8 protein-coding genes are annotated in these 14,940 nt (G+C 39.5%); all 8 read left to right on the top strand.

The features are described 5' to 3' along the window. Window positions 1-4 precede the first annotated feature (4 nt). The 8 genes from R2Q70_RS11750 to R2Q70_RS11715 all read left to right on the top strand — a co-directional run bounded on the left by R2Q70_RS11750 (window position 5) and on the right by R2Q70_RS11715 (window position 14,929). Entirely contained in the window at window positions 5-1,972 is a 1,968-nt protein-coding gene (locus R2Q70_RS11750; RefSeq protein ID WP_316807769.1) for a RagB/SusD family nutrient uptake outer membrane protein, read from the top strand. 289 nt (window positions 1,973-2,261) lie between these two features. After that, entirely contained in the window at window positions 2,262-3,260 is a 999-nt protein-coding gene (locus R2Q70_RS11745; RefSeq protein WP_316807768.1) for a family 43 glycosylhydrolase, read from the top strand. A gap of 9 nt (window positions 3,261-3,269) precedes the next feature. Next, entirely contained in the window at window positions 3,270-6,224 is a 2,955-nt protein-coding gene (locus R2Q70_RS11740; RefSeq protein WP_316807767.1) for a glycoside hydrolase family 2 protein, read from the top strand. Between the two features lie 29 nt (window positions 6,225-6,253). Continuing rightward, window positions 6,254-7,921, top strand: coding sequence for a GH39 family glycosyl hydrolase (locus tag R2Q70_RS11735; RefSeq protein ID WP_316807766.1), 1,668 nt, complete (start codon window positions 6,254-6,256; stop codon window positions 7,919-7,921). After that, a complete protein-coding gene (locus R2Q70_RS11730; protein ID WP_316807765.1) occupies window positions 7,918-9,519 on the top strand; it encodes a family 43 glycosylhydrolase in 1,602 nt (533 codons plus the stop codon). Before R2Q70_RS11735 ends, R2Q70_RS11730 begins: the two co-directional genes overlap by 4 nt. Then, a complete protein-coding gene (locus R2Q70_RS11725; RefSeq protein WP_316807764.1) occupies window positions 9,519-10,934 on the top strand; it encodes a family 43 glycosylhydrolase in 1,416 nt (471 codons plus the stop codon). The genes R2Q70_RS11730 and R2Q70_RS11725 overlap by 1 nt, the downstream gene beginning before the upstream one ends. 6 nt (window positions 10,935-10,940) lie before the next feature. Beyond that, complete coding sequence (locus tag R2Q70_RS11720) at window positions 10,941-13,316, top strand: glycosyl hydrolase 115 family protein (protein ID WP_316807763.1); 2,376 nt, start codon at window positions 10,941-10,943, stop codon at window positions 13,314-13,316. Between the two features lie 14 nt (window positions 13,317-13,330). Next, a complete protein-coding gene (locus R2Q70_RS11715) occupies window positions 13,331-14,929 on the top strand; it encodes a glycoside hydrolase family 43 protein (protein WP_316807762.1) in 1,599 nt (532 codons plus the stop codon). Window positions 14,930-14,940: the final 11 nt, after the last annotated feature.

Raw genomic sequence — 14,940 nt, 5'->3', positions numbered from 1 at the left:
TCATATGAAAAAGATTATAAAACTAATATCAGGTGCTGCATTAATTGGAGGCATAATGGTTTTGCCTACTGCCTGCAAAAAAAGTTTCCTTGATGAAAATATCATTAATGCCAGAACAACTGCTGATTTCAAAACCACGGGTGGTCTTGAAGATTTGGTTGTAGGAATGTATCAATCCTTAAAATTTCACTTCAATTATACTTGGGCTTACACTACAACCAATTATGGTGTTGATGAGTTTACAGTTGGCGGAGATAGAACCGAACAAATGTGGAACTCCTATGATGGAACCTTAAATTCTTTTAATAGTGATGTACGGGCCATCTTCGATAATATGTATGCCAATATCAATTCGGCAAACATCGTAATCAAGAATGTTCCAGTTTACTACGAAGGTGCAAATAAAAATGCCCGTTTAGGTGAAGGCTATTTTATGCGTGCGTTCGATTACTTTAAGTTAGTAAAGCAATTTGGCGGGGTGCCACTACAGCTTGAATCTGCAGAAATAATTCAAGAGGAATTTCCCAGGAATTCAGCTAAGGAAGTTTACGACCAGGTAATTAAAGATTTTACTCAAGCTTATGATTTACTGCCTGCCACACCAGGCCAAAGTGGAAGAATTACCAAATGGGCAGCTGCACACTTTTTAGCCAAAGCTTATTTGTTCCGTGCCAGCGAACTTTATAATGATTGGAATAGTGATACAAAAACTGTAGATCTTCAAAATGCTATTAAATATGCTGACTTAGTGATCAATAGTGGCGCACACACGTTAGCAACTAACTATAGCGATCTTTGGAATTTCACTACCGTTGATGGCCCGAATGAAACCAATAGAGAAATTATTTTAGCAGCACAGTTCTCTAATAATACAGCTACGCAAGGTCGTTATGGTAATCAGGTACACTTATACTACCCATCAATTTATCAAACTCAACCAGGCATGGTACGTGATATCGCTGGTGGACGTGAGTTTCAAAGAATGAAGACAACTGATTACGCAATTGATGTTTTTGACCGCGTAAACGACTCAAGATTCTGGAAAAGTTTTAAAACAAGGTATATCGCTAATAATGCCAATAATTTGCCTAAATGGACCGCTGCTAACGCACCAACGCCGGCTTTGGTAAATCAAAATAAGTTTAATGTTGGTCAGGAATCGATTCTTTATATTGTTAATGATGCCGGCGACACCCGTTATACCAGTACGAACATTGGCTTAAGAGCGCCAACCATGTTTGTAAGATATTTTTCAGGACAGGCGCAAAGCTATTTAAACGCTCATGGAAATTATGGTGTGAGCCAATACGTAGCTTTATCTAAGTTTATGGATGGTTCCAGAAATTTGGTGGCTTCACAATTTGGTCAGCGTGATGGTATTTTGGCAAGATTGGGCGAAACTTATTTAATTGCTGCCGAAGCTGCTGGGCGACAAGGTTTATATGCTCAGGCAATTGGGTATATCAATAAAGTTCGAGACCGTGCCGCTTATAAAGATGGTGAAGATCGTGCTGCCTATGTTGATGGTGGTGTATCTTACAAAACCAATCCCGCGGTTACTAACCTGAACACCTCTTATTCAGATAGAAATACTTATTTCGAGTCGAACAATATTGCTGTTACAACAACGAATACTTTAACCACAATGCACTTAAATAGCGAAGCTGATATCTTTAATTCAAATAAAGATTTTTACGATAAAATTGGTGCAACATCAAATGCTGATAAATTCACTGCTTTTATCTTAAACGAACGCTCGAGAGAACTAATGGGAGAACTAGTAAGATGGGAAGACCTTGCCCGTACTAAAACATTAGTTGCAAGAACAACCGCATTTAACTTAGAGGCTAAACCGCTGGAAAACAAACATTATTTGCGACCACTCCCTCAATCCTACCTGGATGTAATCAAAATCAATGGAGCCGCATTAACACCTGCACAAAAGCAAACGATGCAAAATCCTAATTGGTAGGTTTTACCTTTCATAATCTTCAGGGGCAATTAACTTTTTGTTAATTGCCCTTTTTTTACCCATTTTTCAGCTCAGGAGTTGATATTTTTTTTTCAAACGATTGAAATGAAAATCAATACCTTATTAAACCACTTAAACGCATATTTGACAGGATAGAACAGGATGGTTTACCAGCCAAAAAACCGTAAAATCGTATAAGCATTTAACCAAATATATCTCAGTTTTAAGATCAGTTTTTCGCCCTTTGTAATGGCATCAAACACCTTAATCTTGTACTAGCCAACTATCGATGAAACGAATTATCCTTGCCTGTTTACTTTTTACATCACTAATTAGTTTTGCTCAACAAAAAAACAAACTGCTAATTGATAAGCCACTTTTCAGAGATCCGGTTTATGATGGTGCGGCTGATCCGGTGGTAATCTGGAACAAAGGAGAGAAAAAATGGTTCATGTTTTACACCAACAGAAGGGCCAATGAGAAAAATTTAGATGGCGTAAGCTGGGTTCACGCCACCAGAATTGGCATTGCAGAATCAAAAGATGGCGTGAAGTGGAAATACCGCGATACCTGCGATATCCAATACCGCTTAACGGATTATACCCATTGGGCTCCAGAGGTTATCGAAAACAAAGGTATCTATCACATGTACCTTACCTACGTACCCGGCGTGTTCAAAGATTGGCGTCATCCCCGGTACATCGTTCACTTAACCAGCAAAAACCTCATCAACTGGAAATTCGAATCGAAATTAGAATTAGCTTCTGATCGATGTATCGATGCCTGCGTATTCAAACTTCCCAATAACCAGGGTTGGCGAATGTATTACAACAATGAAATGGCTGGAAAATCTATTTTTTATGCTGATAGTAAAGATTTATACCATTGGGAAGATAGCGGAAAACGCATCGTCGGCGACAGGGGTTGCGAGGGTCCGAAGGTTTTTTACTGGAAAAACACCTACTGGATGATTGTGGATAATTGGAAAGGCCTTGGTGTTTACGCTTCTACAGATTTACTAAACTGGAAACGACAGGAGAAAAACATTCTGCAGGAACCTGGCAAAGGTACAGACGATGGTGTAATGGGTGGACATTGCGACGTACTGGTAAACAATGGAAAAGCTTATGTTTATTATTTTACCCATCCTGGAAAAACACCCGAAAACAAAGGAATTGATAATTATACAACCAGAAGAAGTTCTATCCAAATGGCCGAACTGAAATACAACAACGGCGAAATTTCATGCGATAGAGATGAGCCGCTTTATGTAAAATTGACCCACTAACCAAATACAATGAAATACTTCTTCCTTTTTATTTTTTGCAGCTTGATCGCAGCAAACCTCCAGGCACAGAACACCCGTAAAACATACAATTTTAATCCTGGCTGGAAACTTTTTGTTGGCGACAATGAAAATGCTTCTGCTACCGATTTCGATGATCAAACCTGGAAAACCATTACCCTTCCTCATGCCTGGAATGAAGACGAGGCTTTTAAAAAATCGATTGAGCAATTATCTACAGGAATAGCCTGGTACCGCAAACATTTCAAAGTGGCTGATGCAAAAGATCAAAAAGTATTTCTCGAATTTGAAGGCATCAGGCAAGCCGGAGAATTTTATTTGAATGGCAAATTTATTGGTCGTCATGAAAACGGAGTTACCGCTTTTGGTTTTGATATCAGCGATTTGATTGACCCGAAAAAAGACAACGTATTGGCCGTTAGAATAGACAATGCCTGGAATTATAAAGAAAAAGCAACCAATTCGGGCTACCAATGGAGCGATAAAAATTTTAACGCCAATTACGGCGGCATCTCAAAAAATGTTCGTTTACATGTAACAGGCAAACTTTATCAAACGCTACCCTTAAACGCCCTGTTAAAAACGACTGGGAATTACATCTACGCCAAAGATTTCAATATCACCGGTAAAAGTGCCATTGTGGTTGCTGAATCGGAAGTTAAAAATGAAACCGGTGAAACTAAAAAAGTTCAATATGAGGTAGAAATTGTTGATGCAGATGGCAAAAGCATTAAAACATACAGTTCATCTATTCAGGATATTGCACCTGGTAACATCATAACCTTAAAGGCAGAATCATTAGTGAATGGTTTAAACTTCTGGAGCTGGGGTTATGGTTATCTCTACACGGTGATTTCGCGTTTAAAAGTAAGTGGCATTGCAGTGGATGAGTTAAAAACCAAAACTGGTTTTAGAAAAGGAGAATTTAAAAACGGGATGGTTTATTTGAATGATCGCGTTTTGATGATGAAGGGTTATGCACAACGCACCAGTAATGAATGGCCGGCAATAGGTTTATCTGTACCGGCATGGTTAAGCGATTACAGCAACGGTTTAATGGTGGAAAGCAATGCAAATTTGGTTCGCTGGATGCATATTTCGCCATGGAAACAAGACGTTGAGTCTTGCGACCGTGTGGGTCTAATTCAGGCGATGCCAGCTGGCGATGCGGAAAAAGATGTTACGGGAACCCGTTGGGATCAGCGTAAATCGGTAATGACCGATGCCATTATCTACAACAGAAATAACCCCAGTATTTTATTTTACGAATGTGGAAACGAATCCATCAGCGCCGCACACATGGACGAAATGAAAGCCATTCGCGATCAATATGATCCTAACGGCGGAAGGGCAATCGGATCGAGGGAAATGTTGGATATTCCTGCTGCAGAATATGGTGGTGAAATGCTTTACATTAATAAAAGTGCATCAAAACCTTTATGGTCGATGGAATACTCGAGAGATGAGGGGTTACGTAAATATTGGGATGAGTTCTCTCCTCCTTTTCATAAAGACGGTGCCGGACCATTGTACAAAGGTGCTGATGCAAGTACCTACAATAGAAACCAGGATACGCATGCCATTGAAAATGTGGTGAGGTGGAACGAATATTATAAAGAACGACCAGGAACTGGCACCAGGGTAAGCTCGGGCGGTGTAAACATAATTTTTTCTGATTCTAATACGCATTACCGAGGCGAAGAAAATTACCGCCGCAGCGGAGAAGTTGATCCAATGAGGATTCCAAAAGATGGTTTTTTTGCGCACAAAGTAATGTGGGATGGTTGGGTTGATGCCAAAAAAACAGGCATTCATATCGTTGGTCATTGGAATTACAAAGCCGGAACGAAGAAAAACGTTTATGTAATTGCTTCAGGCGATAAAGCCCAGTTGTTCCTTAACGGGAAATCGCTTGGTTTTGGAACCAAAAGAGATGGATTTTTGTTCACCTTCAAAGATGTAAATTTTCAAGCAGGGGTTTTAAAAGCTGTTTCTTACGACAATAAAGGCCTTAAACTTGCAGAAACACAACTAAAAACTTCCGGAGAACCTGCGGCCATAAAATTAACTAAAATGCATCATCCAACAGGCTTTAAGGCTGATGGTGCTGATTTGGCTTTAGTGCAAGTTGAAGTAGTAGATGCAACAGGTAATCGCTGTCCAATTGCTTTAAATATGATTGATTTCGAAATTGCTGGTCCTGCTGAATGGCGTGGTGGTTTGGCACAAGGCCCAGACAACTATATCTTATCAAAACAATTACCTGTAGAAGGCGGTGTCAATCGTATTTTGATCAGATCAACAACCGAAGCAGGGAAAATCAAGATCACAGCAAAATCAGCTGGTTTAAAATCGGGAATGATCGAATTGACAACACTTCCGGTAACCGTTCAAAATGGTTTAGCTTCTCAGTTTCCTGCAGATGGTTTGAAGCCAAGTTTAAAGAGAGGTGCGACACCAGCAGCACAAACCTATCAAATCAGTAGAAAAACGGTGAAAATAATTGCGGCTACTGCCGGCGCTAACGCTGATAAAGCCAATTTAAGTTATGATGATAATGAACTGAGCGACTGGGTTAACGATGGTAATTTGAATACTGCCTGGATAAAATATAATCTGGAAAAAGAAACCACGGTAACACAAGTAGAACTTAAAGTAAACGGCTTCAGAACCAAGGCTTATCCCATCAGAATTCTGGTTGATGATAAAGAAGTTTTCAAAGGAACTACCATCCCTAGCCTGGGTTATTTTACGGCCATTTGCAAGCCAGCCAAAGGGAAAACCGTGACCATCCAATTATTAGGCTCAGGTAAAGAAACTGTTGAAAGTGGTAAAATTGGTGTAGAAGTAAATGGAAAAAAATTAGATGATGGAATCGAGCGGGCAGAAACTAAATCAAAAGGTGGTTTGAGCATCATTGAAACTGAAATTTACGAGGCCAAATAATAATTAAAACACAAATAAAACTTTCTACCATGGGTGTCAGGTTCAAGCTAAGTTTCGTTTTCCTGTTTTATTGCATTTTTCATTTGCCTGTCAACGCACAAAACAAGGCTGATGTTACTGTAAACTTCGATAAAAAGATTTCAGAAATGAAACCCATTTGGGCATGGTTTGGCTATGATGAACCGAACTATACCTATATGAAGGATGGCCAGAAGCTGTTGACTGACATTTCGAAACTGAGCCCTGTTCCTGTTTATGTAAGGACACATAACCTGCTCACTTCGGGCGATGGGACACCAGCGTTAAAATGGGGATCGACCAATGTTTACACCGAAGATGAAAAAGGAAACCCGGTTTATAACTGGACCATCGTCGACCGCATATTCGACACCTACATCAAACGAGGAATGAAACCTTTGGCTCAAATTGGTTTTATGCCAGAAGCATTATCTACCAAACCCCAGCCCTACCAACATAAATGGAAACCGGGAACTCGCTATGAAGAAATTTTAACCGGATGGGCTTATCCGCCAAAAGATTATACAAAATGGGCCAACCTGGCCTATGAATGGGTGAAACATTGTGTGGAGAGATATGGTAAAAAGGAAGTGGAGAGCTGGTATTGGGAAGTTTGGAATGAAGCCGATGGCGCCTATTGGAAAGGTACACAGGCAGAATTTTTCAAATTATATGACTACGCAGCAGATGGCGTAAAAAGGGCATTGCCTGCGGCCAGAATTGGTGGTGCCAATGTAACGGGTGGCGGAAGCAGGTATTTAGACGCATTTATCAAACACTGTTTACTTGATACAAATTATGCAACAGGCAAAATCGGATCGCCCTTAGATGCTGTTTTATTTCATGCCAAAGGTTCGCCAAAAGTAGTTAATGGAACGGTAGTGATGAATCTGCGTACCGAGCTTCGCAATGTAGAAGCCAACTACAAAGTCATCAATAAATATCCTCAACTAAAAAACATCCCGGTGATCATTGGAGAGTTCGACCCCGAAGGTTGTGCAGCCTGCGGAATGGCAACCAACCCGGAAAACGCTTACCGTAATGGTACCATGTATTCGAGCTACACTGCAGCTTCTTTTGCCAGACTTTATCAATTGACAGATCAATACAACATCAATTTACTCGGCGCAGTAAGCTGGTCTTTTGAGTTTGAAAACCAGCCCTGGTTTGCAGGATTTAGAGATTTGGCAACAAATGGCGTTAACAAACCCGTTTTAAACGTATTTAAAATGTTCGGTATGATGAGCGGCAATCGCGTTGAAGCCACCAGCAACCAAATGTACCCTTTACAAACCGTGTTAGATTCCAGCATTAGAAAACCGGTATCTGACATTGGTGTGCTGGCAGCAAAATCACAAAATGCTGCTACCGTAATGATTTGGAATTATCATGATGAAGACAAGAAAGGAAATATCGACCAGGTAAGCATCTCCCTGAAAGGTTTAGATAAAAAATCAGTAATTATCACGCGATATTTAATTGATGATGAAAACAGCAATTCTTATGAGGCCTGGAAAAAAATGGGTTCGCCGCAATCGCCAACAGCATCGCAAATCCTTGAGTTGGAAAAATCCAGTGAGCTGAAATCTGTTGGTAAACCCATCAAATTTAATCTGGATCAGGGTCCATTTCAGTTTGAATTAAGCAGGCAGGGTGTTACATTATTAAGTATAAAATGAAGGAAAAAATCAAATCTATCACCAGGCTTTTATTGATTGTTATTTTTTGTCAGCATCTAAATCAGGCAAAAGCACAGACAAATAATATTAAAAACGATTCGTTCTGGAAAACACAAAAAGGTGAGCCGATCTACAGCCAGGGAGGCGGGATTTTCCAGTTCATCGATGCTAAATCTGGCATTAAGAAATATTTTTGGTATGGTGTAAAATACACGGAGGCGGAGCTTTATCGTAAGGATCCTTCCATAACTTATCCAAATGCTACATTTGAATCGGTAACATGTTACAGCTCAACCGACTTAACAAACTGGGCTAGCGAAGGTGATGTTTTAACCAAAACTGAAATCAGCAGAGTGCCCAAAACCTGGGTTGGTCGTTTAGGCGTTGCGTATATCAAAGAACTAAAGAAGTATGCGATGTTCGTTCAGCATGGCAATCAGGTATTAATTACTACTGCAGATACTCCTGTTGGACCATTTACATGGCACCAGAGAATTAATATGGAGCCTATCATTGGGACTTCCAATACAGGTGACCAAACAATTTTCACAGATGAAGACACCGGAAAATCCTATCTGGTTTATTCATATGGCAGGGGGCGCAACAAAATTTATGTATCTGAAATTGGGGTTAAAGACGGGAAAGTAAACCTTCTGGATTGTACGGAGATTTTTAAAGGCGAAAGCCGCGAGGGGAATTGCATGTTTAAATACAAAGGCAAATATTACATGTACGCCTCCAACATATATGGTTGGGATGGTTCACTGGCGTATTATTTAGTTGCAGATGATGTTAGAGGCCCCTATTTACCCACAAATAAAATGCTCGTAACGGATGGAAGTGAAAATGATTATGCACATGTTTCGCAAACCGGTTTTTTTGTAAATGTTAAAGGAACGGAAACAGAAACCGTTATTTTTTGTGGCGATCGCTGGTCTGATTTTGCCGGCAACGGTTTAGGCTACAACCAGTGGTGCCCAATGTCGTTTAATGGAAGTACTCCCTATTTCAATTCACTTCATTCATGGAATTTGGATGCAAAAACAGGCAACTGGAACGTTGCTTTAGACAATGATTATGTTAAAAACGGAAGTTTTGAAGCAGACAGGAGAAGAATCCCTAGTGAGGTAAAACCCTTACAATTGGTACTTACCGGCTGGGATACGCAAATTATAGCTGGTAATCAGGTGAGTTTAGATAGTTTAACATCGCCCAACCTGAACCATTTCAACACCGCCACTGAGCGAAAAATTGTTATCGGCGAAAAGAGTTTAAACATCAGTGATAAAATAGATTTCAAACGAAAAGTTTCACAATTGATTGCCTCATCAGGTCAGGTAAAATTAACCGACGGGCTTTATACCTTGACCGCAAAAGTGAAAAACAGCGCTGGTTTCAATAACCTGGAAATTTATGCCCTTAGCGATAACAAAAAACTTAGTCATCATTTTGAAAAGGAGAATAAAGATTGGATAAACGTTGTGCTAAAGAATATTAACGTATCAAAAGGAAAACTAGAAATTGGGTTTATGGCGGATGGAAATGCAAATGCATTCTGTTTAGCTGATGACGTTTCATTGGTAAAATCAACTAATTAATGAAAAAGCACAGGTTAACCATCTTTATTTTTGCCCTGATGCTGTTGCAATGCGCAAACATTTTTGCGCAACAAGCCGGAAAAACAGATGCTATTTATTCCGGATTGCCATGGTATGATCAAAATGGAAAGGTAGTAAGCGCTCATGGAGCCAATATCGTTCAGGAAAACGGTAAATTTTATTTATTTGGAGAAGCACATAGCGATACCAGCAATGCATTTGCGGGCTTCAATTGTTATTCATCGAAAGATTTATACAATTGGAAATTCGAGAGCGTTGCACTTCCTGTTCAAAAGAATGGAAAGCTAGGAGCTAATCGCGTTGGGGAAAGGGTAAAAGTAATGAAAAACCCCTTTTCTGGTGAGTTTATCATGTTGATGCATGTAGATACCCTGGGCTATAAAGATCAGTTTGTAGGTTACGCTACCGCTAAAAATATTGCCGGCCCCTATCAGTTTAAAGGCCCGTTACTTTTTAAAGGGAAGCCGATCAAAAAATGGGATATGGGCACTTTTCAGGATGATGATGGAACGGGATATTTACTCACTCACGGTGGCATGATTCATCAGTTGAGTAAGGATTTCAAATCTATTATTGCAGAAATCAACCCCGCAATAACCACAGGATTTGAGTCTCCTACCCTTTTCCGTAAAAACAACACCTATTATTTCATTGGTTCACACCTTACTTCCTGGGAGAAAAACGACAATTATTATTATACTGCAAAGTCGCTTTACGGCCCATGGACTGCCCGTGGATTACTGGCACCAAAAGATAAACTGACCTGGAATTCGCAAGCTACATTTGTATTGAAAATTAGCGGAACGAAAGATACTACGTTTATGTTCATGGGCGATAGATGGTCTTTCCCGAAACAATTATCTTCAGCTACGTATGTTTGGCAACCCATCACGTTTAAGGGTGATTCTATCTCCATTCCTCAATATTTAAACGCCTGGACGATAAACTTAAATACTGGCACAGCAAATCCAAAATCAATTATTCGCAAAACAATTTTACCTGGTGACCAAACAATTAGTTTAACTGGAAACTGGAAATATTCAACAATCGATTCCATTTCCATCATCAGATCTGACGAAACGAAAGCATCGCTATCTTTTAAGTTCAATGGTAAACAGATTGGTTTGTATGCTGTTCTTCTACCGGATAATGGTTATGCTAAAGTTGAAATACGCGATAAGAAAGGAAAAACCATCATGAGTAATATCATTGATCTCTACTCAAAATCACCAATGCTTCAGCTTGCGTTTCTAAGTCCAGTGCTTCCGAAATCGGATTATAATTTAACCGTGTCGGTTTTGGGCGAAAGGCCAAACTGGTCTGATAAACGAAAATCTTTATACGGAAGCACAGGCAATAACATTACGATCGCTAAATTAATTATTCAAGAATAAACATAAATGGATTTAAAGAAAACCATCACCATAATCATTTTTGCTTTCATTACTCCTTACCAGGTTTTTGCCGATTTTATTTTTCGCAAAGGAGAAAACATAAATGTATCGGTATCAAAAGATGAAGCAGCGGTTGTACATACTGCACTTGATATTTTTGGAAGGGATTATCATGCGGTGTTCGGTGGCAATTTATCCAAAGGGATGAACTCCCAAATTTTTGTGGCGACCACTGGAAATGGAACCGCTGCAGAAAAAGAAATTGATCAAAAATCCCTTGCTGAATTAAAATCTCATCCGGAGGGATATCTGCTATTGGTTAAAAACAATAAAATATATGTTGTTGGTAGCGATAAAAGAGGTACTGCTTATGGCATTCTCGAATTATCCCGTCGCATAGGCGTTTCACCATGGGAATGGTGGGCAGATTCATCAATCGCTAAACAAAATTCAATATCGCTTAAAAATGGCTTCCGCTTATTCGAATATCCTTCGGTTGCACATAGAGGAATTTTTATTAATGATGAAGATTGGGGACTGACGCCATGGAGTTATAAAACACATGAACCGTCGAAAATTAAAGGACAAATCGGTCCGAAAACCCATGCCCGCATTTTCGAATTGCTCTTGCGTTTAAGGGCGAATGCTTTCTGGCCGGCCATGCATGATGTTTCAGTTGCTTTTTTTCAAACCCCAGGGAACAAAGAAATGGCAGATAAATATGGGATTATTGTAGGCGCATCGCATTGCGAACCCATGATGCGCAGTGCCAATACGGAATGGAAAATTGATGGTAAAGGGAATTACGATTATGTACACAATAGGGAAAATGTGCTCAATTTCTGGGAAAGCCGGTTAAAAGAACTTAAAAATTCAGATAACATTTATACGCTTGGCATTCGTGGTGTGCATGATGGTAAAATGCAGGGTGCAAATACACTTCAGGAACAATTTGATGCGATTACATCACTTTTTAAAGATCAGCGGGAATTGATCAGAAAAAACCTGAACGCTGATGTGACTAAGGTTCCGCAGGTTTTTATTCCCTATAAAGAAGTATTGGAAGTTTATGATATGGGATTAAAAGTTCCCGAGGATGTTACTTTGATGTGGACGGATGATAATTATGGGTATATCCGCCACTTCCCCACTGAGGCGGAGCGAAACCGCAAAGGAGGAAACGGAATTTATTACCACATTTCTTATTGGGGCCGGCCGCATGATTACCTGTGGCTATCAACCAACCATCCTGCTCAAATTTATACCCAAATGAAGCTGGCTTATGATAAAGGCGCTAAAGACATGTGGATTTTAAATGTCGGCGATATTAAGCCTGGAGAATATTTAACAGAACTTTTTCTGGATATGGCCTGGAACATCAACGCCATTGCAGATAATAAGGCAGGTCTGGATCAACATTTGCAAACCTGGCTGGCAAGGGAATTCGGAGCGCAAAAATCAGCAGCATTAACAGACATTATGAATGAATACTATCGCCTGGCTTACATCCGCAAACCGGAATTCATGGGCAATAGCCGAACCGAAGAAAAAGATCCGAAATTTAAAGAAGTGTCTGATCTGCCGTGGAGTGAACAGGAAATCAAAAAGCGCATTGCTGAATACGATAAAATTGCAGAAAAAGTAATCCAACTTTCAAAATCTATTCCGGTTGAAAAGCAAAATGCCTGGTTTGAACTAGTTGAATATCCGGTACGTGGTGCCGCAGAAATGAATAAGAAAATTTTGTATGGGCAACTGGCCAGACATGGTCTCGCAAAATGGTCTGACAGTGATGCCGCATTCAATACCATTGAAAAACTCACAGCAAAATACAATGCATTGGCCAATGGAAAATGGAAAAACATGATGGATGACAAGCCGAGAAATCTGGCGGTTTTTCAGAAATTACCACAAGTAAAATCCGTTACTCCATTAATTCAATTTAAAACTCCGTTTGCAACAATCGATGGAAATCAGTTTACAACATTTGATGGTGATAAGCCGGTTGCACATGGTTTGGGATATGAAAGTGCGGCTGTAACCGTCAAAAAAGGAAATGTTGCGAATTATCAATTTAAAACCACCAATACTGATTCTGTTTACGTCCAAGTGGCGATGGCACCAAATCATCCCGTAGAAGGCAGACTGATCCGCTATGAAATCACCATTGATGATGAAAAACCAGAAATTGTAGATTTCCATACCTATGATCGAAATGAAGAATGGAAAGTAAATGTATTGACTAATCAGGCTGTTCGTATAAGTAAAGTCAAATTAAAAAAGGGCAATGGCGAACATAAACTCTCCATTAAAGCGATTGATGAAGGTGTGGTATTAGATCAGATTAAAGTTTATAATGAACCAATAAATTTACTTAGGTAATGGTGTTAAAGCGAATGAATGGGCTGAATTTGAGGATAGCTATACTTTTTATTTGCTGTGCATCTTTAGCAAAAGCACAAACTTCTCCCTCAACATTTCGCAATCCAATTTTAGCTGGCTTCAGTCCTGATCCAACAATTTGTAGAGTTGGCGACAATTATTATTTAGCCAATTCATCCTTTATATGGTTTCCGGCAATACCAATTTACCATAGTAAAGATTTAGTAAATTGGAAACTGGTTGGTCATGGAATTAGCAATCCAAATTTATTGAAATTTGAAGGCTTAAGGGACAGAGCTGGCATTTGGGCCGTGACTATGCGTTATCACGATGGCCTATTTTATCTGATCACAACTGCTTCAGAAAGTGGAGGCAACTTTTACATTACGGCTAAAAAACCTGAAGGACCCTGGTCTGATCCCATATGGTTGAAAGATGCACCAGGCATTGATCCTTCCCTATTTTGGGACGATGATGGTAAATGTTATTATACCGGAAATAGCTGGGATTTCAAAAAATCATGGCCAGGACAATGTGCCATTTGGATCCAGGAGCTCAATCTGCAACAGAAAAAACTTGTTGGCGAACGTAAAATATTAACTTATGGGCATGCCAATAATGCAGCCTACGCAGAAGGGCCACATTTGTATAAAATTAAAGGAAGATATCTTTTACTTAGTTCGGAAGGTGGTACCGATCAGTTTCATGCCATTACCGCCCATCATAGCAAAACGATTTGGGGTCCTTACCTATCCGATAAAACAAATCCCGTACTTTCTCACCGTCAGTTTGGATCTAAATATCCACTACAAGCCATTGGGCATGGAGATTTGGTAGAAACACAAAATGGCGAATGGTGGGCAACAGTTTTAGGCAAAAGATTGGTAAATGGAGAGGTGCCGCTTTCTAGAGAAACCTTTTTAACCAAAGTTGAATTCGAAGATGGAACGCCGATATTTAACCCAGGATTTGGTAAAGTTCTATTTACCCAAGAACGGCCTAATTTACCTTGGTCGCCGTTTCCTGAACAAACTACCAAAGATCAGTTTGAAACATCAACATTAGACCCAATTTGGCATACTGTACGAAGCCCAAAAGTTCGACCATACCAACTAATAAATGGGCATTTCAATTTGAAAATACAGCCCCAAATAGTAGATAGTTTAGTGAATGCTGCGCTCTATATTCAGAAAATTAAACACCATCAGTTCTATGCCAGTACCAAAATGGATTTTACAACCACAAAAGACAATGAGCAGGCTGGCTTAATTATTTATAGAACTAATGAAAATTACTACAGCTTACTTAAAGAAAAGGCGAAGCTTGTATTAATTAAAAAGTTTAATGGCAAAAAAGAAGTGATTGCTACCATCCCTTATACAAAAAGCATTGTTCATTTTGCTGCAAAAGGCAATAATTTGGATGTAGAATTTAGCTTTGGCGAAACAATAGAAAAGATGATGCCAATTGGCATTAAACAGAGCTTAGTAGTTATTGCAGAAAGTAATTTAAATAAATTCAATGGTCCTGGTATTGGGATGTATGCCACCAGCAATGGACAATCAAGTACCAACAAAGCGAAGTATGATTGGTTTGAGTACAAAAAAATTTAATATACTAACAC

Source organism: Pedobacter agri (genome assembly GCF_032678665.1).
GTDB lineage: Bacteria > Bacteroidota > Bacteroidia > Sphingobacteriales > Sphingobacteriaceae > Pedobacter > Pedobacter agri_A.
This window is presented reverse-complemented; position numbering and strand designations above follow the sequence as displayed.